The 20,753-nt window shown below is 72.6% G+C and carries 33 protein-coding genes; 19 read left to right on the top strand and 14 right to left on the bottom strand.

All coding sequences use genetic code 11. The features are described 5' to 3' along the window. Positions 1–8 precede the first annotated feature (8 nt). The 14 genes from AB0J24_RS23560 to AB0J24_RS23495 all read right to left on the bottom strand — a co-directional run bounded on the left by AB0J24_RS23560 (position 9) and on the right by AB0J24_RS23495 (position 8,395). On the bottom strand, positions 9–989 hold the full coding sequence (locus AB0J24_RS23560) for a hypothetical protein (RefSeq protein ID WP_358684885.1): 981 nt from the start codon (positions 987–989) through the stop codon (positions 9–11). A gap of 412 nt (positions 990–1,401) precedes the next feature. After that, positions 1,402–1,992, bottom strand: a complete 591-nt coding sequence (locus AB0J24_RS23555; RefSeq protein ID WP_358684883.1) for a hypothetical protein — start codon at positions 1,990–1,992, stop codon at positions 1,402–1,404. 61 nt (positions 1,993–2,053) lie between these two features. Continuing rightward, on the bottom strand, positions 2,054–2,410 hold the full coding sequence (locus AB0J24_RS23550; RefSeq protein WP_358684880.1) for a hypothetical protein: 357 nt from the start codon (positions 2,408–2,410) through the stop codon (positions 2,054–2,056). Further along, the gene (locus tag AB0J24_RS23545) at positions 2,407–2,829 is read right to left on the bottom strand and encodes a ribbon-helix-helix domain-containing protein (protein WP_358684878.1); all 423 of its coding nucleotides are present in this window, start codon (positions 2,827–2,829) and stop codon (positions 2,407–2,409) included. Before AB0J24_RS23545 ends, AB0J24_RS23550 begins: the two co-directional genes overlap by 4 nt. A 65-nt stretch (positions 2,830–2,894) precedes the next feature. Continuing rightward, positions 2,895–3,719, bottom strand: coding sequence for a hypothetical protein (locus tag AB0J24_RS23540; protein ID WP_358684875.1), 825 nt, complete (start codon positions 3,717–3,719; stop codon positions 2,895–2,897). A gap of 81 nt (positions 3,720–3,800) precedes the next feature. After that, positions 3,801–4,007 (bottom strand): hypothetical protein, encoded by a 207-nt coding sequence (locus AB0J24_RS23535; protein WP_358684873.1) that lies wholly within the window; start codon positions 4,005–4,007, stop codon positions 3,801–3,803. Positions 4,008–4,079: 72 nt separating this feature from the next. Further along, entirely contained in the window at positions 4,080–4,283 is a 204-nt protein-coding gene (locus tag AB0J24_RS23530; RefSeq protein ID WP_358684870.1) for a hypothetical protein, read from the bottom strand. After that, on the bottom strand, positions 4,280–4,531 hold the full coding sequence (locus AB0J24_RS23525; RefSeq protein ID WP_358684867.1) for a hypothetical protein: 252 nt from the start codon (positions 4,529–4,531) through the stop codon (positions 4,280–4,282). Before AB0J24_RS23525 ends, AB0J24_RS23530 begins: the two co-directional genes overlap by 4 nt. Before the next feature lie 80 nt (positions 4,532–4,611). Then, positions 4,612–4,869 (bottom strand): hypothetical protein, encoded by a 258-nt coding sequence (locus tag AB0J24_RS23520; RefSeq protein ID WP_358684864.1) that lies wholly within the window; start codon positions 4,867–4,869, stop codon positions 4,612–4,614. 58 nt (positions 4,870–4,927) lie between these two features. Next, the gene (locus AB0J24_RS23515; RefSeq protein ID WP_358684862.1) at positions 4,928–5,332 is read right to left on the bottom strand and encodes a hypothetical protein; all 405 of its coding nucleotides are present in this window, start codon (positions 5,330–5,332) and stop codon (positions 4,928–4,930) included. A gap of 185 nt (positions 5,333–5,517) precedes the next feature. Further along, entirely contained in the window at positions 5,518–5,805 is a 288-nt protein-coding gene (locus AB0J24_RS23510) for a WhiB family transcriptional regulator (protein WP_358684859.1), read from the bottom strand. A 93-nt stretch (positions 5,806–5,898) separates the two neighbouring features. Next, positions 5,899–7,197: a hypothetical protein gene (locus AB0J24_RS23505; protein WP_358684857.1), complete on the bottom strand. Its 1,299-nt coding sequence runs from the start codon at positions 7,195–7,197 to the stop codon at positions 5,899–5,901. 93 nt (positions 7,198–7,290) lie between these two features. Beyond that, positions 7,291–7,962, bottom strand: coding sequence for a hypothetical protein (locus AB0J24_RS23500; RefSeq protein ID WP_358684854.1), 672 nt, complete (start codon positions 7,960–7,962; stop codon positions 7,291–7,293). Between the two features lie 43 nt (positions 7,963–8,005). After that, positions 8,006–8,395, bottom strand: coding sequence for a hypothetical protein (locus AB0J24_RS23495; RefSeq protein ID WP_358684851.1), 390 nt, complete (start codon positions 8,393–8,395; stop codon positions 8,006–8,008). Between the two features lie 1,229 nt (positions 8,396–9,624). Between AB0J24_RS23495 and AB0J24_RS23490 the strand changes: the two genes are divergently transcribed. The 19 genes from AB0J24_RS23490 (at position 9,625) to AB0J24_RS23400 (ending at position 20,698) form a co-directional block, all read left to right on the top strand. Continuing rightward, complete coding sequence (locus AB0J24_RS23490; protein ID WP_358684849.1) at positions 9,625–10,761, top strand: hypothetical protein; 1,137 nt, start codon at positions 9,625–9,627, stop codon at positions 10,759–10,761. A 449-nt stretch (positions 10,762–11,210) separates the two neighbouring features. After that, positions 11,211–11,480 (top strand): hypothetical protein, encoded by a 270-nt coding sequence (locus AB0J24_RS23485; RefSeq protein WP_358684846.1) that lies wholly within the window; start codon positions 11,211–11,213, stop codon positions 11,478–11,480. Between the two features lie 56 nt (positions 11,481–11,536). Beyond that, on the top strand, positions 11,537–11,926 hold the full coding sequence (locus AB0J24_RS23480) for a hypothetical protein (RefSeq protein ID WP_358684843.1): 390 nt from the start codon (positions 11,537–11,539) through the stop codon (positions 11,924–11,926). An 87-nt stretch (positions 11,927–12,013) separates the two neighbouring features. Next, complete coding sequence (locus AB0J24_RS23475; RefSeq protein ID WP_358684840.1) at positions 12,014–12,355, top strand: hypothetical protein; 342 nt, start codon at positions 12,014–12,016, stop codon at positions 12,353–12,355. Continuing rightward, positions 12,352–12,795 (top strand): hypothetical protein, encoded by a 444-nt coding sequence (locus AB0J24_RS23470; protein WP_358684838.1) that lies wholly within the window; start codon positions 12,352–12,354, stop codon positions 12,793–12,795. The genes AB0J24_RS23475 and AB0J24_RS23470 overlap by 4 nt, the downstream gene beginning before the upstream one ends. Positions 12,796–12,876: 81 nt before the next feature. Then, the gene (locus tag AB0J24_RS23465) at positions 12,877–13,161 is read left to right on the top strand and encodes a hypothetical protein (protein WP_358684835.1); all 285 of its coding nucleotides are present in this window, start codon (positions 12,877–12,879) and stop codon (positions 13,159–13,161) included. Between the two features lie 20 nt (positions 13,162–13,181). Beyond that, positions 13,182–13,961, top strand: a complete 780-nt coding sequence (gene thyX / locus AB0J24_RS23460; protein WP_358684833.1) for an FAD-dependent thymidylate synthase — start codon at positions 13,182–13,184, stop codon at positions 13,959–13,961. Continuing rightward, positions 13,958–14,299: a hypothetical protein gene (locus AB0J24_RS23455; protein WP_358684831.1), complete on the top strand. Its 342-nt coding sequence runs from the start codon at positions 13,958–13,960 to the stop codon at positions 14,297–14,299. The genes thyX and AB0J24_RS23455 overlap by 4 nt, the downstream gene beginning before the upstream one ends. A 50-nt stretch (positions 14,300–14,349) precedes the next feature. Further along, positions 14,350–14,715: a hypothetical protein gene (locus tag AB0J24_RS23450; protein WP_358684828.1), complete on the top strand. Its 366-nt coding sequence runs from the start codon at positions 14,350–14,352 to the stop codon at positions 14,713–14,715. Continuing rightward, positions 14,715–15,245 carry a hypothetical protein gene (locus AB0J24_RS23445; protein WP_358684826.1) on the top strand — a complete coding sequence of 177 codons (531 nt, stop codon included), beginning with the start codon at positions 14,715–14,717 and terminating at the stop codon, positions 15,243–15,245. The genes AB0J24_RS23450 and AB0J24_RS23445 overlap by 1 nt, the downstream gene beginning before the upstream one ends. 155 nt (positions 15,246–15,400) lie before the next feature. Next, positions 15,401–15,940: a single-stranded DNA-binding protein gene (locus AB0J24_RS23440; protein ID WP_358684823.1), complete on the top strand. Its 540-nt coding sequence runs from the start codon at positions 15,401–15,403 to the stop codon at positions 15,938–15,940. A 138-nt stretch (positions 15,941–16,078) separates the two neighbouring features. Then, positions 16,079–16,585, top strand: coding sequence for a hypothetical protein (locus AB0J24_RS23435; RefSeq protein ID WP_358684820.1), 507 nt, complete (start codon positions 16,079–16,081; stop codon positions 16,583–16,585). Beyond that, entirely contained in the window at positions 16,582–16,992 is a 411-nt protein-coding gene (locus tag AB0J24_RS23430) for a hypothetical protein (RefSeq protein ID WP_358684818.1), read from the top strand. The genes AB0J24_RS23435 and AB0J24_RS23430 overlap by 4 nt, the downstream gene beginning before the upstream one ends. Beyond that, a complete protein-coding gene (locus AB0J24_RS23425; RefSeq protein ID WP_358684815.1) occupies positions 16,992–18,740 on the top strand; it encodes a DEAD/DEAH box helicase in 1,749 nt (582 codons plus the stop codon). The genes AB0J24_RS23430 and AB0J24_RS23425 overlap by 1 nt, the downstream gene beginning before the upstream one ends. Then, on the top strand, positions 18,737–19,087 hold the full coding sequence (locus tag AB0J24_RS23420) for a helix-turn-helix transcriptional regulator (protein ID WP_358684812.1): 351 nt from the start codon (positions 18,737–18,739) through the stop codon (positions 19,085–19,087). The genes AB0J24_RS23425 and AB0J24_RS23420 overlap by 4 nt, the downstream gene beginning before the upstream one ends. Continuing rightward, on the top strand, positions 19,084–19,326 hold the full coding sequence (locus AB0J24_RS23415; RefSeq protein ID WP_358684810.1) for a helix-turn-helix domain-containing protein: 243 nt from the start codon (positions 19,084–19,086) through the stop codon (positions 19,324–19,326). The genes AB0J24_RS23420 and AB0J24_RS23415 overlap by 4 nt, the downstream gene beginning before the upstream one ends. Further along, entirely contained in the window at positions 19,323–19,751 is a 429-nt protein-coding gene (locus tag AB0J24_RS23410) for a RusA family crossover junction endodeoxyribonuclease (RefSeq protein WP_358684807.1), read from the top strand. The genes AB0J24_RS23415 and AB0J24_RS23410 overlap by 4 nt, the downstream gene beginning before the upstream one ends. A 198-nt stretch (positions 19,752–19,949) precedes the next feature. Beyond that, the gene (locus tag AB0J24_RS23405; protein WP_358684804.1) at positions 19,950–20,102 is read left to right on the top strand and encodes a hypothetical protein; all 153 of its coding nucleotides are present in this window, start codon (positions 19,950–19,952) and stop codon (positions 20,100–20,102) included. Beyond that, positions 20,099–20,698: a hypothetical protein gene (locus AB0J24_RS23400; RefSeq protein WP_358684801.1), complete on the top strand. Its 600-nt coding sequence runs from the start codon at positions 20,099–20,101 to the stop codon at positions 20,696–20,698. The genes AB0J24_RS23405 and AB0J24_RS23400 overlap by 4 nt, the downstream gene beginning before the upstream one ends. Positions 20,699–20,753 lie beyond the last annotated feature (55 nt).

The raw sequence follows: 20,753 nt of genomic DNA, 5'->3' as shown, positions 1-20,753 counted from the left end.
TGTCCCGGCTACCACCGGATAACCTTCGGGTACTCACGTACCGTCCCCTCGAACGGATCCCACGACGTCGGGTTCGTCCCGACCCGCCAGGTCGTCGTGGTGGTATGGCCGGGGAGCCGGTTGTCGTTCTTCTGCTGCTCCTCCAGGACGAACACAGCGTTGTGCCCGCCCTCTGTGTGCACCTGGTCCGGCACAGCGATCTCGACGATCCGCTGACCGGCCCGCATGAACTCCGCCTCGGCCTTGCACTCATTCTCGCCGCCGGTGCCGCCGATGGCCGTGTCCACGCCCTTAACCAGATCGTCGAAGAGCCCCAAGACCTGCATCCGGGCATCGTTCTTGGCCACAACGGTGGAGGCCCCGTCCTTCGCGGACTTGGCCTGGAGCAGAAGGTCGAAGGCATCGAGGCCGGACCAGACGGTGCCATCGAGCCAGCAGGTCACCCCAGCGACGCGCCGTCGTGTGTCCACCACCGACTCCGCGGTCTCCACCGCGTCCGACCAGGTCATCATCGCGGCGCCGGACGAGGGCTGCCCCTGGCAGATCCGGTCGATCCTCTGGTGGTATTCCGGCGAGGCCAGCATCTCGGTCGTCGCCCAGTCCAACCCACGCTGCTGGATGTTGCTCGTCGAAGTCTGCAGACCTTCGGCGTCGGGGGCACGGTTGAGGAGCCCGGCGTAGAGCATCCCGGCGAGGTCCTGCGGGTCGTTGTCCCAGCGTCCGCGAGCCTCGGGGCTGGTCATCGCCTTGAAGGAGAAGTCGAGGACTCCCCAGTGGCAATCTTCGGCTGCGAGCTTCAGGTCCCGCTCGCGCTCTGCCTCGCTCGGAGCCCTAGTGAAGGCGTGTTGGTAGATAGCGGCCAGTTCACTGTCCGGTGTGCTGTCCCGTCCGTCGGACAGCGTCACTGTGGGGGCGGGCGGTGTGGCGGTGACGGCGGGGGCGATTCCGATGAGCGGGGCTGCTACGGCGGCGGCGGCGAGCAGCCCCACGGATCGGAGTCGGCGACGATGGCTGCGGGTGATCATTTGGCGACCTCCGGTCACTCGTTGGTGTAGTGCAGGAGATTAGTCGCGGATGGCGCCGAGTCCACCCCTTCTTCGCGCCTTTGTGCGCATTCACCCTGTCGTCGTAGCGGCCGAGCCGGGAAGCAATAGACCTTCTGTGCAATTGCACGATGGCTGCAAGTGCGCTCGCCACGAGGCCTGGTGCAATTGCATGCGGCGGACAAAGGCGCACGTCAACGGCTTGCAGTGCAATTGCACATCCCTGCAATTGCATCTGAGATTTCGCATGCGGACGTTTGCAGCAGCGAGTATTCTTGATCCCGCTTGAATTCACTTAGGTGCCCTAAATGCGGGATCAGTCGGCAATATCTCTGCCGGTTAAGGAGCTGTCGGGTGATTACTTGACAGTGCCCGCGTCGGCTAGAAATGCATTGAGGGCGTACGCCTCGTCCTCGGCGTCCTCCTCGCACGAGCACCGGGTGCGGGTCTCGCACCAGTCGCACAGCGGCATCGGCACCAGCCGCTCCGCGAGCGGCATCCGCGACAGCTCCAACGTGCGGTCCGCGGCCACGTCGAAGTGCCGGGCGCCGATGACCGACCGCAGCTCGTCCATCCGCTGCACCCGAATCAGCACCTCCACCGCGACGATCGGTCCGCCGTCGATGTCGGTCTCGTAGCGGTGCTCCGGGGCCATCCCGGGCCGGCCGGGGAGCCGCACCACGCCGACCCCGGAGTAGTACTGGCAGCCGTGCGTCTCGACGCGGAACGCGACGTCCGGGGCGTACTTGGCGAGGTCCGCGGCGATCGACTCGGACGTGTCGCCGTACACGCCGTGGGCCTCGTAGGTCGAGCCGAGCGCCACGGTGTCGGCGGGGACGTCGTCGGCGACCGGGGACAGTTCGTAGCGGTCGAGGATGTCGAGCACAGCCCGGGCGGATGCCTCGGGGACGTCGAGCAGGTGCAGGGTGACGGTGGTGCGGTCGGCCATGACGGTCTCCTGGGGTATGTGGGTGGCCGGGTCGCGGGATGGGGCCCGCGGCACCGGCCGGTTACAGGTCGGCGGCGACCTGGTGGGCGGTGTTCAAGTCCGCGACGAACGACGTGAGGCTGAGCCGGGTGTCGTGGAGTGCGTCGGTCAGGTCCGACGCCGCCCCGGGTGGGGTGATGCGGGCGGCCGCGGTGGCGAGTTGGCCGATGACCTGCTCCAGGCGGGACGCCGCCGTGGTCAGCGACCCGAGGGCGTCGTACACGGTGACGGTCTCGGTGACGGCGCCCGGTGACCGGGTCGCGTTCGCGAGGTACCGGACGAGGTCCGCGATCACCTCGGCGGCCACGGTGGTGTGGTCGTCGGAGTGCGGTCCGTCGTAGGGGAAGTGCTGCTCGGTGATGGCGCGGCCGTCGGTCACTGGTCGCTCCCCGTGGACTGCCGGTCCAGATGGTGGGCGACGTAGCGGCGGATGGCCTCGTTGCGGGTGATCCCGGCGGCCTCCGCGGCCGCGTCGACCTGTTCGGTCATGCCGGCCTCCGGGATCCAGGTGATCGAGCGCTCCGAGAGCGGGGCGTCGGTGGGCGGCAGCGGGACGGCGGGCAGTGCGGCGAGCTGCTCGGGGGTGAGGGTGAGTCCGTCGCGGATCGCGGCCCGCATCATGTCGGCGCGCGTGGTCTTGCCGGGGGCGGCCTTCGCGGCGGCGGTGAGCGCGGCGGCCTGCCCGACGCCGGGCCGCCAGCGGGCCTGGGCGGATTTCCCGCGGCCACCGCGGGGCCCGGTGTCGGGGTTCTTGACGACGCCGACGGTGCGGGCGGTGTGGGCGTTCTCGGTGGGCATCGTGGGTCTCCTGGTCGGGGGCGGGCCGCGGTCCGCGGCCCGCCTATGTCAACACACCCGGTGGGTTACCGGACGGCGGCGAGCGCGCCGCGGCGGGCGCCGTACCGGTGGGCGGTGTCGGCGGCGGGTTCGGTGGCGGGTCGGGGGCCGACGATGACGGCGCGTTCGGCGAGGGTCCGGAGGAGCGCCGCGGACGGGGCGATGTAGGAGGCGTGGCAGCCGTCGGTGCAGGTGTGCCAGGTCCCGAAGTTCTCGCCGTTGGTGGTGATGTCGGCGCGGCCGCGCATCGGGCCGTGCCCGTTCGGGCACGTCGGCGCGGTCGGGGTGGCCGGGTCGATCCCGGTGGCGGCGTTGCGGGCGTCCTCCTTGGCGAGGGAGTGGTCGTAGCCCTCGCAGGCGCAGGCGCCCATGACCTCGAGGCAGCCGGGGCACAGCTCGTCGTCGATCTCACCGCCGTCGACGGAGACGGCGTCGTCGGCAAGCTCCTGGAGCTCGGCGGCGTTCAGCTCCTCGTACCGGGCGTCCTCGCTGTCGGTGGGCTGCTCGATCTCGCGCGGGGACGGGGCGACCAGGCCGCCGAAGTAGATCGAACAGAACGAGTGACGGCCGTCGGCTTCCGCCAGGGCGGGCGCGGCCAGCTCGTGGAGGCGGTTGCTGATCTCCTGCGCGCGGCGGGTGGCCCAGCCATAGCCGCCTGCGGGCTCCTCGCCGGCCAGCTCGGCGATGAGGACGGTGTCCGGGAGGTCCTCGACCGAGATGTTGACGGCGGTCATGAGGGACGCGGTCTCTTTGCGGACGGAGATCCGGAGGCCGTATAGCGGGTCGCCGTCGGTCTTGGTGGCGGTCCGGATGGCCTTGCGGATGTCGGCGGCGAGGGCCTTGGCGTCCATGTCGGTACTCCTGGGGTGTGATGGGGGGTGCCGGGCGGGCGGCGCCGGGCCCCGGGTCGCGTCACGGGGCCCGCCGGGCGGTCAGCAGCCGGTGCAGGCGTCGTCGATCAGCGCCAGGCCGTTCTCGACCATCTCGTCAACGGTGGCTGCGGCACGGGTCTCGGCGGCGTTCTCCGCCACCGCGGACGCGGCGTGCCAGGCGCAGCCGAGGGTGTGGTCGCCGCCGCAGCGGCGGGCGATCTCGGCGGCGGCGGCGTCGATGGCAGCGGGGGCGGTGTTCGTCGTCATGGTGGTTCCTCCTGGGGTTCCGGGGTGGGGCCCGGTTGGTGAGTACACCTTTACGGTACATCCAGCCGATGACTACGTCAACACCCCTACGCGGGGGAGTACCTCCACCACCTCGCCGGCCGACTCGACGAACCGCACGACCCGCGCCATGCAGCCCGGGTCCGGGCACACCGGTGTGGACCGGCCACGCTCGTCCGGGGTGCCGGGCGCCTCGACCCAGGACACCTCCCGGGACGCGACCGCGTCGTGGCCGTCGCACCACACCGCGGCGGTCACCGCCGCAGACCCCGGGCCGCGGCCCGGCGCGCCTCGATCGACGCGTCCACGGTGTCGTAGGCGGCGCGGGTGATCAGCTGCCAGACGACGGCTGCGCCGAACGCGAGCCCGGCGGCGGTGAGGAGCTCACCGCGGATGGCGAACGCGGCCGCCATCACGAGACCGACCGCGAGGGTCATGTAGGCGCCGACGAACAGGCCGAGGGCGGCGATGGCGTGGCGGGCGGCGGGGGACTGGATGGCGCGCATGGCGGTTTCTCCTGGGGTGTGGTGTGGGTGGTGGATCCGGGCCGGGCGCCGATGGGGGCGGCGCCCGGCCCGTGGCGGGGTCAGGACTCGCGGACGCGCATCCAGGTCGCGAGCTCGTTGCCCTGGACGGTCCAGGTGTTGCGCTTGGTGATCTCGCGGACGGAGGCGGGGACGGTGTCCGGGTTCTCCATGACGCCGAGGAAGTTCATGGCGCCGTGGGAGGTTTCGCGGCCTTCGGTGAGGCGCAGGAGCATCCCGTGGGCGAGGACGAGGTCGCCGTCCTTGAGCTCGTAGGTGTTGACCTTGTCGTGGTTGCGGGTGGCGGTGGTGATGTCCATCGGGTTCCCCCTGGGGTGCCGTTCGTTCGTATACCTTTACGGTACATCGAGCGCACGCCTACGTCAACACCCCGTCCGGTTCGGCTGGTAGCCACACCCCGACCCCGTGCTCGTCAACCGACGGGATCACCCAGTCCCGTCGATGCCGGAACATCGGCACCGACGCCGGGTCCCGCGCCTCACCACGGATCACGAACCCGTGGTCCTGCCCCCAGCGGCGACCCTCGCCGGTCTGCTCCACCCAGCCGTGGCAACCGGTCGTCGCCGACCCGCACATCAAGATCAGATTCCACGGGGTGTCCAGCACCCCGCCCCGGCGGCCACCCGCACCGCGGGCACGGCGATGCTGGAGGCTGTACGCCCGCCCGGGCAGATACATCCGGCACAGGTCGCACGACCACCCGGACCGGGCGAACACCAGCGGCTCCAGGTCGGCCCGCGACCAGTCCACCGGCACAGGCACGTCCCTCGACGGCGCCTTACGGCTACGTGCCTGCGCCGGGCGGGGTGGGAACCACGTCTCGCCCCCGAGGGGGCGGCGCGGCACAGACCTTCCCCCGGGCGGTCCCCCCTTCGCAAGAGGGGGTGCGCTACGCAACGGGGTGCGGCGCGCTGGTGGGCCCGTCCGCCGTAGCGGCCCACCGCGCTTCACGCGGCGACGACCGCAGCCGAGTCCCCCTCCGCGCGCCGGCGCCGTATCAACAGGCGCCGCTCACCCTCGGACATCCCACCCCACGTGCCGTGCTGCTCGTCGTTGTCGAGGGCGTGCTGGAGGCACTCGACCCGCACCGGGCACCGGGCGCAGATCCTTTTCCCCGGGGCGGTCGGTTCCCCCCGGTCGGGGTGCCAGAAGTCGCCTCCCACCTCCGCGCACGCGGCGTCCGCGGCCCAGTCCTGGGCGGGCGGGATGATCGACGACGGGTCGAATCCGGTCATGACTGCGCTCCCTGGGGTCAGGTGGGATGGACCGGCACCCGGGCCGCGATGGGGGCGCGACCCGGGGCCGGGTGATGCGGTGGAGAGGTGAGGTCAGGCGGCGTCGCGTTCGGCGACGTCCTCCGGGACGGGGGAGCGGCCGTGCTGCTCCCAGTAGGCGGCGACCTCGGCGCCGAGCTTCGCCAGGAACACCTTGTTCCGGCCGGCGAGCCCGAGGTTCTCCAGCGTGACGTCCCGGCCGTCCAGCAGTCCGAGCACGTCGTAGCCGGCCGCCTTGGACTTCCGGGCGTGCTCCCGGTTCGCGGCCGCTTCACCGGCGGACCGGGCACCGAGGATCAGGGTGACGCCCTTGATCGCGGTGTCCCGGAGCTCGTCGTCCGGGATCCGCGACGGTTCGGGCCGCTGCTGCGGCGGCCGGCCGTCACCGCGGGGGGTGCTGGCCGGCCGCGGTCCACGCGGGACGTCGCGGCCGCCGTCGTGCTCTGGGGCGCCGATCTCGTCGACCTCGTCCGGCATGTCGACGTCGGCGTCCGGGACGATCGTGCGCGGCGCGCGGGACGTCCCGGCCTCGCATCCGATCCAGTCGAACACCACCGTGCCGAGGTTCAGATCCCCGATCCGGGGTGCGGGCGCTTCAAGTTCCTTCGCGTACTGCGGGGCGGCGACCGATCGGAGTTTCATGACCTCGGCGCGGCCGTGGCCGTGGAGTCGGAACCACGCGGTGACGTCGAACGGGAGGTCCTTGCGCGCCTCCAGGGTCCAGTCCTTCTGGCCGGTGGGCTTCTCGCCGTCGAACACGGTCGCCATGCGCTCGCGGGCGGTGAGCACGACCGGTCCGGGCCAGGTGAGGACGTACCGCATGAAGTTGCGGTGTCGCTTCCGGATGAGGTTCCACAGGTCGGGGGACATCTGCGCGTCGTAGTCCGCGGACCACGGGATCGAGGTGTTCCCGCTGCGCTTGGCGATCTTCGCTGCCTCGCGGCGGCGGGACCGGTCGTCGCCCATCTCCTTGAGCATCTGGTCGATCGCCGTCATCGAGTCGACCGCGAGGGGGTGCGGTGGCTCGTTGGATTCTTCGGCGGCCTTCGCGAGCCGCCAGTGGGCGTCGAGCTGCCCGAGCATGTCGTCCCAGCGGCCGTTGTGGTCGATGATCTCGTAGTTCACGCCGGGGAGGCGGCCGTACTCGTCGGCGGTCTGCTCTCCGAGTCCGACCTCGAGCCAGAACATCAACCCGAGTGCGGGGTGCGCGGACAGCATCGCGGCGGTGCCGGACTTCCAGCTGCCTTCGGGGCCGGACAGCAGGATTCGGGGCCAGCCGGGGCGGCCGGTGGGCTTCCGGCGGCGTGGTTGGGCAGGTGGAGGCGGGGACGCGTCACGGGACACGGTGGTCATCTCCTGGGGTCAGGGTGGGCACCCGATGGGGGCGGGTGTGAGGTGGTGCGACCCCCGCGCACCGGGGTGGGGCCCGGTGCGCGGGGCGGGGTGTCAGTTGTCGGCGGGGTCGGCGGGTGCGGGGATCGCGAGGAGTGCGCCGAGGTGGCCGGGGTCGTCCGCGAGTGCGGTGAACTGTTCGGTGGCGTCGGCGGCGAGCTTCACCGAGGGGACGCCCTGGCGGCTGCGGTATGCGATGCCGGGGGGTGCGTCGTCGTCGATCTCGCCGCCGGGGCCGACGACCTGCCCGGCCTCGTCGCTGGCACGGAGGATGTCCTCGACGGCCCACCCGGGGACGGTGCGGCTGGTGTGGACGAGGTCGGCGACGACGTCATCGGGGGCGTAGTCGCGGAGCGCCGCGATGACGTCGGCGGTGCGGCCGGGGGCGAGTTGGTCGTGGTCGCGGCACAGGTCGTCGTGGTGCTCGCGGATCCAGTCGTGCAGCGCGGGTTCGTCGGTGACGGTGTGCTTCGGCGCGCTGGGCTTCGGCACGGTGACGGTGGCGAGTTCACGGTCGGGGTCGGCGGGGTTGTCGACGACGAACCGGGCGCCGGGGCGGAGGAGTCGCTCGGTGCGGGCGTGCTCGATGAGGCTGGTCCGGGCGCCAGCGAGGCGTTCGGTGAGCAGCTTGTGCAGGGCGAGCATGGTCGCCGCGGTCTGTCCGTCGGCGGGGAGGACGGACGGCGATGGGGGCGCCGTCGTCGCGACCTGGGGTGAGTGGGTCATGCCGCCCACTCTATACCCCCGCCAATGGCAGGGGCAACGGGTGTCAGGCTGCCGCCGCCGGCGCCACACCCTGACGGGTCGGCCACTGCATCTCGACCAACGAGTAGCCGGCCGCCTCCCACGCCACGATGCACGCCGCGAGTACGGCCCGCGCCGACGATCCGGCGTCCTTCAACGCGGTCACCACCGCGCGGGAGTCGTCGACCGACATCGGGTAGTAGATCCGGTCCTGCTCCCCGGTGGACGGCGGCGCCGACGACTGCACCGGCAGCCGGTCGAGCTGCCCCTCGCGGGCGAACCGGGCGGCCTGGGTGAGCCAGCCGTGGATCACGGTGGACCCGGGGACGCCGGCGACCAGCAGGCCGTCGTTGAACGACTTCACCAGCTCGGGCGGCAGGTCGACGCGTGTCCGTCGACGTCGGGTCTCACTCACGTACTGGAGGGTAGACGCCTGTCGCCTGTTTCGCAGCAACCCCGCACAGATCCGTGTCGACCGGGTTGCCGATCGGCACCCCGCGACACGCGTCCCGGCGTGTCCTCCCTTGGATCTGGTGATCGCGCCGGTACGTTCCGCGGACGCACGTCTCCCCGAGTTGCTTGGCGGCATGAGGGGAAACGGCGGACCAGCTGTCCAAACCAGGGCCTCGTCTACGGGCCCGTGACCTTCGGAGCAAACCCCGGACCAGGGGGTTCCTCCCGAAAGGAACGTCGTGACTGTAGGCGCGATCTCGGCATGCCCGCAACACGCCACGCCGGGTGGCGTGGTAGTTCCCGCGCGGATGAAGGGCACCCTCGCCGAGCGTCTGCTCCAGGTGTTGACCCATGCCAGCGACGACCGCGGCCGCATCGCCCGGACGCACGGCGATCTGGCGGAGGAGCTCGGGACGTCCATCCGGCAGGTGCGGCGGTCGGCGGCGGACCTTGTCGCGGCCGGCCTGCTCGCGGTGGATCGTCCGGCGCAGCGGGACGGCCGCTACTCACCGAAGGTGTATCGCCTGGTCACGCACTCGCGGGACCGTGTTACGCCGCAAGGAGTAACACGCGGTCCACGTTCGGTGACATACCCGCCGATGGCACCACGCACCACTCCCGCACCGGCGGCAGCTGGACGGGGGGCGGTGTAGTGGCACACCGCGAAACCACACCCGCGGCCGGGCAGCAGGGTCCCCATGACCCCGTGCGCTGCCCGGCCGCGGAGGGCGCCGAGTCATCGGTGGTGCACTCACCTACTCGGCTCACCGTTCGACGCAGAGCGCTGGTTCCCACCCCAGGAGCGCCAGAGGCGATCCCACAGGAACCCGTGATGCCGTCGAACGGTTGTCTCATGTCGACCGTCGGCGCACTCGCCGTTGGTACGGTGTCGACGCCGTGCGGCCGGGGCAACTATGGCAGACCTGTCGTGTTCTGTCTCGCACACCCGGCACATAGAGTGACCCGCACGACCCCGGAATCACCCACAGCGACGAGGGACTCCGGAGGGCTACACCCGCACGCCGGCCCGCCCCCATCGGGCCGCACAACTCCACACCGCACGCTCACGCGCGCACCGGGCCCCATCCCGGCGCGACGCACCCACCTGCACCCCAGGAGCACGACCATGAGCACCACCACGCCCGGCGACGCCGGGCAATCGAACGCGCCCCGCCTGCGGGGTGGTCGCTGGTGAGCATCACCGCGATCAGCGCCGTCCTCAAGTCCGACGTCGGCCCCGTGAACAAGCGGATGCTGCTCGTCGCGATCGCCGACAACGCCACCGACGTCGGCCTGTGCAAGCCCGGGATCGAGTACCTCGTCGGCAAGACGACCATCGCCCGGTCGACTGTGTTCCGCCTTCTCGGGGAGCTGGAGGCAGAGGGCCTCCTGGAGCGGCGCGAGCGCCGCCGTGCGAACGGCTCTCGGCGATCGAACGCGTACCGGCTGAACATCGCGGAGCTGGAGCGGCGACGCCGCGTCGTCTCGAAGAAGGAGACGGACGAGCTCGAAGCGCTGTTCGAGGACGACGACCCGACGGAGCTGGACAACGGCGTCACCGCAGGTCAGCCGCATGGTCCCGCTGCGAGACCATGTGCCGACGAGCACGATGAACCCGCAGGTCAGCCGCATAGTCCCGGAGCGGGACCTAGTAGCCGCATGGTCCCGGAGCGGGACGGGGGTAGTCCCGGAGCGGGACGTAACGGGGGTCCCGCAGCGGGACCCCTTGAACCGTCATTGGAACGTCAAGGGGGAACGGGGGGTGCCAGCGCCGCCGTCGATCGTTCGACCGCCGAGCCGGTGCCGGACCGTAACGGCCCCCCCTCCCCGGTGATCTTCTCGATCCACGACCGGGACACCTGGCTCTGCCGGCAGCACCGCGACGCGCCGCCCGCGGCCGACGAGGACATCCCGGCGTGCGGCCCGTGCGGCCGGACGGTCCGGTGGGCACAGACCGATCGTCGCCGGAAGGGGCTCCCGACGGAGCCCGGTCCGGATGAGCTTGCCGACCTGGAGCGCGAGCGGGACCGCCAGCGGGCCCGTGCCTGCGGCTGGTGCGACGACCGGTTCGTGCTGGACCCGGAGACCGGGTTGCCGTTCGAGCCCGCGGTGCGGTGCGACCACGAGACGACGGCGCCAGCCGCGGTGCGCGAGCTCGTCGAGGCGGGGTCGTCGACGCCGGTGCCGGTGTCGTCGGCGGAGGCGCGGGCGGCGGCGATCGCGCAGGTCCGGGCGTCGTGCCGGCCAGCGCGGCCGCGTCGGGGCAGGTCGTCGGGTGCGCCGCCTGCGGGGGATGCGCAGGTCGGTGAGGCTCGGGTGTCTGCCTAAGCGGTACGAAAGTGTCGGAGGTCACGGGTATGCATCGGGTTCGTGGACACGGATCGGGACCTGACGGATCTCGGGGTGAAGTGGGCCGCCGAGGTCGAGGAGCCGGAGGAGCTGTCGCCGGACGAGGTGTTCGTTCGACCGGCGGCGACCCGGGAGGACCGCGAGGTGGAGGTCGCGCGGTTGCGTCGGACCCTCGGGTGGGGGCCGTCCCGGGCGTCAAGACTGGCGGTGCCGTGCCGGTGTGGCGCCGCTCCGGGGGAATGGTGTCCGCGGCCGGGTCGCCGCAGGTCACGGCCGATGGGGCATCTGTGTTCGGGGCGCGGCGCGCCGGTTTGACCCCTGCCAATGGCGGGGGTAACGTTTCGGCTGTCCGGAACACGGCCCCACCCGTGCCGGCCACCCCGAGAACACCCCAGGAGCCCCGCCGTGCACAACCAGCCAGCGCCGCCATGACCGCCCGACGCGCCAGCAACAAGCGCGCCGACCGCGCCGAGCGATACACGCACCGCCACCCCGACCCCAACGACCCCGACACCCTGATCTCCCACCACCCCGACTGCCCGCACGGCACCGAACGCGGCTACGTCGAGTACGGATGCCGCGGCGCCGACTGCACCCGCGCCGGAAGCACCGCAGCCGCGACCCGCCGCCGGAACCGGATCAACGCGAACGCCTCGACGCTCCGCATCTGGAGGACCCCGCCACCCGAAACCTCGTGACACCCCCGGCCCGCCCCCATCGGGCCACCACCCGCACCACACCCCAGGAGCACACCGTGACGATCACCGCGCCCCCGCGGCCCGGCCGGCACCGCGCCCACGAACCCGCCCACGACCAGCGCGGCCGCCGCCCCGCCGCCGCGCACGAGACCACCCAGGCGATGCGCGCCGTCGACCGCGCCGCCGACCAACTCGCCCCCATCGCGCTGCCGTTCCCGGAGACCGCCGGCCTCCTCATCCGGCACCCCCAGACCGGGGCGCTCGCGGTGTCCTGCGACGGCCCCACCCGGGAAGATCCCGGCGCCGAACGGTTCCCGTGCTACGCGGTGATCTCCGGGCACCAGCTCCACCGCGACCGCGACGGCCGCCCCCGGATGTGGCTCACCTACCGGGAAGCCCGCACCGCCGGCTGGCACCTCGTCGGCGACGTCCACGACCTGCTGTAACCCCGCGGGCCCCATCCCGCACACCGCCGCCCGCGCCGGGCCCCATCCCGGCCGGTCGGCTCCCACCGCACACCCCAGGAGACACCCGTGCCATCGCTCGGATACGTGCTGCTCGGGCTCGCGCTGATCGTCTGCGCCGGCCCCTGGCTGCTCGCGTGGCTCATGCCCGCACCGCAGCCGCCACCGGTCGCCGACCCGGACGACATCGCCCGCACCGGCATCGCCCCACCCCCCGCCGTCCCCGGCCCGCGTCGCCCGACCGGCCCGCCGCGCACCACCCAGTCGTGGCCGCCGTCCGGACCGGCCCGGTCCACCGCCTCCGGTGCGCACCGGCCCGCGCGACGCACCCCGCCGCACCCCGCCGGTCGGCACGCCGTCGACACCGCCACGGCCCGCGTGCCCGCCCGCACCGAGAGGAACCCGCGGTGAACGCCCCCGAACCCCGAGTCGAAACCCGCGACGTCGACCCCGAGCTCGCGAAGGAATGGCTCGGCCAGAACATCCGGAACCGGCCCGTCAAGTGGCGGAAGGTCGACCAGTACGCCCGCGACATCGCCGCCGGGCGGTGGCAGCTCACCGGCGACGCGATCCGATTCGACACCACCGGCAAGCTCATCGACGGCCAGAACCGGCTCCACGCCGTCATCCAGGCCGACACCCCGATCCGCACGTTCGTCATGTGGAACCTCGACCCGGACGCGCAGGACGCGATGGACTCCGGGGCGGCCCGCACCGCCGGGGACGTCCTCACGATGACCGGTGTCCCGAACGGTCAGGCCGTCGCCGCCGCCGCCCGGATCGCGATGGCGCTGGAGGTCGGGAACAAGACCAACGGGGTGCGGCTGACGAACACCGAGGTCCAGCGGTAGGTCCTCGACAACCTCGACATCACCGAGGCCCTCGACATCCTCAGTCGCCGTGACGCCCGCCTGATCCCGCTGCCGCCGGCGGTGCGGCTGTTCTGCACGTTCCGTCTCGCACGGATCGACCGCGAACAGGCCGTCGAGTTCTTCACGCAGCTCGCGACCGGTGTCGGGCTCACCGACAACTCCCCGATCCTCGCGCTCCGCCGCCGCCTCGGTGGCGCCTCCTACGGCGCGGCCCGCAAGACCAGCGCCGACGAGCAGATCGCCGCGGTGTTCCGGACCTGGAACGCGTGGCGCGAGGGCCGTCCCCTCGCCCGCGTCCTCACCACCACCCGGGCCGGGGCCACCACCATCCCGGACCCCATCTGACCTCGGAAAGAAGCCCACTCATGCCTGACATCGCCACCCCCCGCGTCGAGATCATCGGCGTCACCGACTTCCAGAAGCCCGCCGGTGTCCCGTGGGACCAGGGGGACGCCGTCGGTGGCGCCGCCGCCGCCGAGTTCGCCGGCCGCGCCTGCTACCAGTCGTGGAACAAGCCGAACCCGGCCACCGCCACCGTCGACGGCTACATCCGGCACATCCTCGAGGTCGGGCACCTGTCGGTGCTCGAGCACGGCACCGCGACCCTGTACCTGACCGGGGTGTCCCGGTCGTTCACCCACGAGGGCATCCGGCACCGGCACCTCAGCCCGAGCCAGCTGTCCCAGCGGTACGTCCCCGAGCGGGAGGCCGCCGTCGTCGTCCCGGACGTCATCGCCGACGACCCCGAGCTCGCCGACATCTTCGACGACGCCGCCCAGTACGCCCTCGACGCCTACAACACGCTCCTGGACCGGCTCACCACGAAGTACGGCACCAACTCGACCGCGGCGAAGAAACTCGCCCGGCAGGCCGCCCGCGCGGTCCTGCCGAACGCTGTGGAGACCCGGATCGTGCTGACCGGGAACTATCGGGCGTGGCGGCACTTCATCAACCTGCGCGCCACCCCGTCCGCGGACCGCGAGATCCGGGAGGTCGCCGTCGCGGTGCTCCGCGCACTCCAGGCGTGCCCCGGGTCCGCCCCGGTGTTCGCCGACTACGAGTTGGTCACCTACCACGACCACCCGGATGCCCCGGTCACGACGATCGCCGTGTCCGACCTCGCCGACGGGGACACCGACCGGTGAGCGCGCGCTGGCCCGACGCGCCCGCCGCCCGCGAGATCGTCGCCCTCACCGCCTGCCAGCAGGCACCGCCGATCACCCGGGACACCGACGGCGTGCTCTACCTCGTGCACCTGGTGCGGGTCGCCGCGAACGGCGGCACCCCCGGCCCGTTCCTGTGCGGTGTCGACCGGTTCGGTCCCGACGCCGGGTCGTGGTCGATCGGCGGCGGCGTGTCCGGGCCCGCGGTCCGGCAGGGCCCGTGCCCGGGGTGCGTGACCCGGTGGCGGCGCGACTACCCCGGGATCACCGAGGTCCGCGGGTCGGTGGGGGCCGCCGAGCTCATGGCCGCACGCGGCTGATGTCGATCACCATCGGGGGGCCGCCTCGCGGCGCCGAGACGGTCCGCCGCGTGGTGGTGCTGCGCGGCACCAGCGCGGCGGACTGGACCCCGACGTTGCCGGGCGCGGCGTGGGTGTTCGGCCGGCCCGACGAGAACGGGTTGCGCAAGAAGGTGCGGGACCGGTCGCTGTGGGCGAACCGCGGCGGCCGGCTCGCGCTGGCCGACTATCTGGCGGCCCGCGCCGATGACCGGGTGATCGTGTGGTTCCGCCTGGACGGCGCCCACCACGTGCACATCTACGACGGCCGGGGACGTCTCGTCGACGACGTCACCGGTGAACCAACCGACGAGGACACGGCCCGCGCGTTGGCCCGCGCGGAGTGGCACCGGCTCCGTGAGGACGCCGCCGCCGAGCCGTGGCGATGGGAGACATGATGACGACCACGACGATCCGCGCGGGTGGGCCCCGCCGGCTGGACGTTCCGGCGCTGGAGTGGCGGACGCCGCCGTGCCCGGCGTGCGGCCAGGACACTGACTGCGACGGCGACACCTACTGGTGCGAGGGCTGCGCCTTGACGTGGGACGGCGGCTACGACTCCCCGGGGCGCCCGGCTGACGAGGACGCCCCGCAGTGCTCGGCGATGATCGCCCCGTTCGTCGACAGCCGTTCCGAGGCGATGCGGCCGCGCTGGTACCGGTGCGTCCTCGACGACGGGCACGAGGACGACACGGGGGCGTCGACGGAGCACTACGGGCTCCGGTCGGATCTCGACCCGTGGGGCCCGGACCATCGGGACGACTACCGGTGGCGGGACGAGGGCATGCCGTACGGCCGACGCCGGGCCATCCCGGTCCCGGCGCAGGGGCCGACGGTGCCGCCGACGCACCCGTACCGGGGCCCGGGTCCGGTGGTGGCGTTGCCGCCGCGGGTGATCTCGCCGGAGGTGTCGCCGGCGTTCTTGTGACGAGGGCCAGCCCGTGACAATCGTCCACCCATAAGGTACTGTCGTATGTGCTGGTCGCCCCCATCGACCAGCAGAAACACCCCTGAACGTCCCGGAGCGACACGGACCCCATGCCGGTCGCCCCGGGGGACCCACACCACCCCAGGAGAGGCCACATGGCCGGCGAAACGATCATCACCGTCGTAGGCAACCTGACCGCGGACCCCGAGCTGCGGTTCACCCCGTCCGGCGCCGCGGTCGCGAACTTCACCGTCGCGTCCACCCCGCGGACCTTCGACCGCCAGTCCGGCGAGTGGAAAGACGGCCAACCGCTGTTCATGCGCTGCACCATCTGGCCGCAGGCCGCCGAGAACGTCGCCGAGTCCCTCGCCCGCGGCACCCGCGTCGTCGTCCAGGGCCGCCTCGAACAACGCACGTTCGAGACCCGCGAGGGCGAGAAGCGCACCGTCGTCGAGATGCAGGTCGACGAGATCGGGCCGTCACTGCGCTACGCCACCGCGAAGGTCAACAAGGTCTCCCGCGGCGGCGGCAACTCCGGAGACTGGAACCAGGGCGGCGGCGGGTACGGCTCGTCCGGCACCGGCCAGGGCGGCGGGTACGGCGGCCAGCAGGGCGGCCAGGACTACGACGACCCGTGGGGGTCAGCCCCGCCCGCCGGGTCCGGCGCGGCACAGGACGACGAACCGCCTTTCTAGGCGCACAGACCGGTGCGGTCGCCCCGCTCGTCGGGGACGGGGCGACCGCACCACCCCGCGAATCTCACCCGCGGTGGCCGGCCCCATCCGGCCGCCCCGGGGTTCCGAACACACCCACCTGACCCCAGGAGCCCAACCGTGGCAACGTCACACCTCGACTACCCGTATCCGCAGGTCGCGCCCGGCACGCTCCGGGACGCGTTCCTGATCGCCACCGCGTTCGAGGACGCCGCCCGCAGCATCGCCGCCGACTTCCCGCTGACAGCACGGATGCTCCGTGCCCGCGCCGCCCACGGTGTCGCCGCGATGCAGGCGGCGACGACATCGGAGGCCCGGCAGCGGGACGCCCGCGGCCGGTGGGTGTCCCGATCCACGAAGGTCGGACCCCGCGTCACCCCGGGGCCCGCACACGTCACCGTGGCGACCGGCCGCGGCCAGACCACCGACCTCGCGCACCGCACGATCTGCGGGAAGACCCTCACCGGCCGCTCGGTCTCGTTCGGCCCACCCGCGACCGGCGCGGACGACTGCCCGCCGACCTGGACGCCGTGCCGCGGATGCCTCCACGCCCTCGACGGCCACCCCGACCCGGCCGTCGAGCTGTTCGACGAGGCCCTCGACCTCACCCCGGCGGGTGCCGCGTGACCGCCGTCGACCTGCCCGTGCTCCCGCCACGGGTTTCCGCCGACGACATCCGGTCGGCGCTGGCGCTGTACCGGTTCGCGATCCTCGACGAGCACCGGCTCCACCGCACCCTCGAGGGGATCCTCGACGACCGCGGTGTCCGATACCAGCGGGAACACTCCCTCCGGGACGCCCGCAACGGGAAGGCTGTCGGCCGGATCGACTTCCTCACCGAGGACGGCATCGGTATCGAGGTCAAGGTCAAGGGCACCCCGGTCGACGTCGCCCGCCAGCTCCGCCGCTACGCCTCGTCCGGTGTGCTGCGGGAGCTGCTGCTGGTGACGACGGTCCGCCGCCACGCCCAGGACATCCCCACGATGGTCGGGAACGTCCCCGTCACGTTCGCGGTGCTCGGGGGCGGGTTCTGATGGCGGCCCCGGCGACCGCGCCGGCCACGGTGGGCACGCTGCGTTGGGAGAAGCCCGGGAACCTCGGCCGTCGCGGCGCGTGGGGGATCTCCGCGGCACCGCACGTGATGATCCGGGTCAAGCGACTGTTCCCGCGGGCGCTGGTGTCCCGCGCTGACGTGGTGTGGCTGACCGACACCCCGGACGTCGCCCGCGACATCGAGTGGCTGTCCGACCGGCACCCCCTGGCGATGACCGACGACGTCCGGGCCCGCCTGGAGCGGCGCGCCGCCGAGCACGTCGCCCGCGGCCACGCCGTCGACTCGATCATGTCCGGGGCGGGTGCGCTCGCACTGGAGCTGGAGCCGTCCCGGAAGCTGCGCGACTACCAGGGCCAGGCGGTGCAGCTGCTCCGCGAGACCGGCCGGATGATCCTCGCCGACGACCTCGGCCTGGGGAAGACGACCACCGCCCTCGGGATCCTCGGTGACCCGGACGCCATGCCGCTGCTGGTGGTGTGCCCGCCGCACCTCCAACGGCAGTGGCTCCGCGAGCTCGGCGAGGTGTGGCCGCTGCTGCGCGGGCACATCGTCACGAAGGGGTCGCCGTACAACATGGCCGCGGCCCGCGGGATGGGCGGCCTCCCGCCGGACGTCGTGATCATGTCGTACTCGAAGCTCGCCGGCTGGGTCGACGAGCTCGCCGGCCAGTTCCCCACCGTCGTGTTCGACGAAGCCCACGACCTCCGCACCGGCGACACCACCAACAAGGGCGCGGCCGCCGCCCGGATCGCGGACGGCGCCCGCACGGTGCTCGGGCTGACCGCGACCCCGGTGACGAACTACGGCGACGAGGTCCACAACCTGTACTCGATCATCCACCCGGACGTCCTCGGGTCCCGCGCCGAGTTTCTCCGCGAGTGGGGCGGCGGGCAGGTCGGGAACCACACGAAGGTCGCCGACCCGGCCGCGTTGGGCTCCTACCTGCGGGAACAGGGGGTGTTCCTGCGGCGGACCCGCGCCGACGTCGGCCGGGAGCTGCCGAAGGCGTTGCCGATCTACCACGAGATCGACGCCGACACCGCCGCTCTCGCGGAGGTCACCGCGGACGTGCAGGCGATGGCCCGCCTGATCCTCGACAAGACCCAGGACCGCGACGCCCGGTTCCTCGCCGCGGGCGAGCTGGACCTGCGGATGCGGCAGGCGACCGGTGTCGCGAAGGCCCCCTATGTGGCGCAGCTCGCCGACCTGGTGTTGCAGTCGGAGGACCGGATCGTGCTGTGGGGTTGGCACCGCGCCGTGTACGACATCTGGCTCGACCGGCTGGCCGACTACCGGCCGGTGATGTTCACCGGGTCCGAGTCCGACCGGCAGAAGACCGACGCGGTCCGCGAGTTCATGTCCGGGGCGTCCCGCGTGCTGATCATGTCGCTGCGGTCGGGCGCCGGCCTGGACGGGCTCCAGCAGGTGTGCTCGACCGGGATCTTCGGGGAGCTGGACTGGTCCCCGGCGATCATGGATCAGTGCATCGGCCGCCTGAACCGTGACGGCCAACGGTCCATCGTCAACGCCTACTTCCCGGTGTCCGACCACGGTTCCGACCCGGTGATGTCCGGTGTCCTCCAGCTCAAGTCCGGGCAGGCGAAACCGCTGCTCGACCCGGACGCCCCCCTCGCCGAGCCGACACAGGCCGAGGCGATGTCCCGCGTGGAGCTCCTCGCCCGCGGTGTTCTCAACCCGTCCGCTGCCCGTCAGGAGAACGCAGCATGACCATCACCACGCTCCCCACTGGCCGCCACCGCGAGCTCACCTACCGCGAGATCGAGGTCCTCGCCCAGGCGGGCGCCGGCTACACGAACGCCGCGATCGGGCGGCGCATGCACCTGTCGGAGGACACGATCAAGACGCACCTGCGGAAGGCGCGGGCGAAGCTGGACGCCCACGACCGCACCCAGGCCGTCGTGCAGGCGATCGCCAGCGGCGTGCTGGTGCTGCTCCCGACCGGGGAGGTCGCGTCGTGCATCGGGGGGTGCGCCCCGACCGATCACACGGCGCACTGCCTGGCCCGGTTCCGGGGGGCCGCCCCGGTGACGGCGGCGGGTCGGGTGTCGGCGTGACCGCCGCGGGACAGCCGGTGAAGACGACCCGGCTCACGCCGGACTGGGTGGAGGTGGAGCGGCTGCTGTCGGGTCGGTTCACCGCGGCGCAGGTGCATCCGTCGGCGGTGCGGGCGGCGTGCCGGCAGCTGACCCGGCAGGGGATGACGGCGACCGCGATCGCGGCCCGGTTGGGGACGTCGACGCGGACGGTCGTGCGGAACCGCACCCGGGACCGCGTCGAGGGGGTGGCGGGGTGACCGGCACCCGGGCGCCGTCTCGGTGGTCCGTGGTGGTCGACGGCGACCCCGTCCCGCAGGGCTCGAAGAACGCTGTCGCGGCCGGCCGGGTCGTGGAGGTGTCGGCGGCCCGGTTGAAGCCGTGGCGGGACGCGATCGCGTGGCGGGCGACGCAGGCGCGGAACGCCGCGGGTGTGTGGCGTCCGGCGTCCGGGCCGGTGGAGCTGGGTGTGGTGTTCCGGTTGCGGTGTGGCCGGGGCGGGGTTCCGGGTGCGGCGGCGACGGTCACCCCGGACGTGGACAAGCTGCTGCGGGCGGTGCTGGACGCGTTGTCGGGGGTGGCGTACGCGGATGACCGGCAGGTCGCCGATGTGCGTGCGGTGAAGCGGTGGGCGGCGGCGGGGGAGCGGCCGGGGGTGGAGATCGCGGTGGGGTTCGGGGTGTGACTCCACACCCCCGATCATGTACCGTATAGATGTGCGTCGGGGCGGGCCCCACCCCACCCCGACCACCCCCGACACCCCAGGAGCACGAACCGTGAACACCACCCCGCGTAAGACACTCCACGCGCACCGACCCGGCCGGCCAGCATGACCCCGCCGCGGACGATCCGCCGCCGATGCCCCTGCGGCGCACACCTCACCGTGTCGACACACCCCGACGACCGGCTCGCCGACGCCTGCGCCGCCCTGTTCGACACCGACCACACCACCTGCCGGGACGGCGACCCCCTCCGCCTGCGACTCGCCGCCGAGGGCGACATCCCCGACCCGCTGTTCGAGCTGGAGACCACATGACCCGCCTCACCGTGTACGCCGGCCACCTGTGCAGCGTCGTCGACGCACACACCTGCGGCGCCGGCGGCGACATGGGCCACGAACCGCAGTGCGGCCTCGATCCGATCGCCACCGTCGAGGAGGTCCGCACCGCCCTCGCCGCCTCCGACGTCACGACGAACCCGGACGGCGAGCACGACGCCGTCCCGGCTGCCGCTCCCACGGACGGGCAGGCTGACGGCCCGGAGTACGCGATCATCGAGACGAACCGCGGCGGCGGTGTCGAGTACCCGGTCGCGGAGCGGAACACGAACGGCCCGACGGGGTGGATGATCGGCGGCGAGTTCGTCCCGGACGTCGCGGTGACGCACGTCGAGCCGGTGACCGTGCTGCGCGCGTCCGCGGCCCCGGCCGACGACACCGCCGCACCGGACGGCTTCCCTGCGCTTGCCCGCAAGCTGGCTGACCTGAGCGTCGAGTGCACGTTCTGGGCCTGCCCCGGGCCGGACACCGAGCCGGAGGACATGGTCACCTGCCGAACCTGCTGGCTGATCTGGGAGGCCCGCCAGCTGTTCGCCGCTGCCCGCCCGGCCCGGGACGGGGGCGAGCCTAAGTGAGCGCCCCGACGATGGCGGTGTTCTCCTGCGGCGCCGGTGTGCAGTCGACCGCGAT

Source organism: Pseudonocardia sp. NPDC049635, from assembly GCF_040659795.1.
GTDB lineage: Bacteria > Actinomycetota > Actinomycetes > Mycobacteriales > Pseudonocardiaceae > Pseudonocardia.
This window is presented reverse-complemented; position numbering and strand designations above follow the sequence as displayed.

Excerpts from the sequence above, each read along its gene's own strand:
- thyX (WP_358684833.1), top strand. The coding sequence starts at position 13,182 with ATGCCTGACATCGCCACCCCCCGCGTCGAGATCATCGGCGTCACCGAC.
- AB0J24_RS23510 (WP_358684859.1), bottom strand. The coding sequence starts at position 5,805 with ATGACCGGATTCGACCCGTCGTCGATCATCCCGCCCGCCCAGGACTGG.
- AB0J24_RS23440 (WP_358684823.1), top strand. The coding sequence starts at position 15,401 with ATGGCCGGCGAAACGATCATCACCGTCGTAGGCAACCTGACCGCGGAC.
- AB0J24_RS23505 (WP_358684857.1), bottom strand. The coding sequence starts at position 7,197 with ATGACCACCGTGTCCCGTGACGCGTCCCCGCCTCCACCTGCCCAACCA.
- AB0J24_RS23400 (WP_358684801.1), top strand. The coding sequence starts at position 20,099 with ATGACCCGCCTCACCGTGTACGCCGGCCACCTGTGCAGCGTCGTCGAC.
- AB0J24_RS23425 (WP_358684815.1), top strand. The coding sequence starts at position 16,992 with ATGGCGGCCCCGGCGACCGCGCCGGCCACGGTGGGCACGCTGCGTTGG.
- AB0J24_RS23445 (WP_358684826.1), top strand. The coding sequence starts at position 14,715 with ATGACGACCACGACGATCCGCGCGGGTGGGCCCCGCCGGCTGGACGTT.
- AB0J24_RS23420 (WP_358684812.1), top strand. The coding sequence starts at position 18,737 with ATGACCATCACCACGCTCCCCACTGGCCGCCACCGCGAGCTCACCTAC.
- AB0J24_RS23485 (WP_358684846.1), top strand. The coding sequence starts at position 11,211 with ATGACCGCCCGACGCGCCAGCAACAAGCGCGCCGACCGCGCCGAGCGA.
- AB0J24_RS23520 (WP_358684864.1), bottom strand. The coding sequence starts at position 4,869 with ATGGACATCACCACCGCCACCCGCAACCACGACAAGGTCAACACCTAC.
- AB0J24_RS23500 (WP_358684854.1), bottom strand. The coding sequence starts at position 7,962 with ATGACCCACTCACCCCAGGTCGCGACGACGGCGCCCCCATCGCCGTCC.
- AB0J24_RS23540 (WP_358684875.1), bottom strand. The coding sequence starts at position 3,719 with ATGGACGCCAAGGCCCTCGCCGCCGACATCCGCAAGGCCATCCGGACC.
- AB0J24_RS23535 (WP_358684873.1), bottom strand. The coding sequence starts at position 4,007 with ATGACGACGAACACCGCCCCCGCTGCCATCGACGCCGCCGCCGCCGAG.
- AB0J24_RS23525 (WP_358684867.1), bottom strand. The coding sequence starts at position 4,531 with ATGCGCGCCATCCAGTCCCCCGCCGCCCGCCACGCCATCGCCGCCCTC.
- AB0J24_RS23555 (WP_358684883.1), bottom strand. The coding sequence starts at position 1,992 with ATGGCCGACCGCACCACCGTCACCCTGCACCTGCTCGACGTCCCCGAG.
- AB0J24_RS23545 (WP_358684878.1), bottom strand. The coding sequence starts at position 2,829 with ATGCCCACCGAGAACGCCCACACCGCCCGCACCGTCGGCGTCGTCAAG.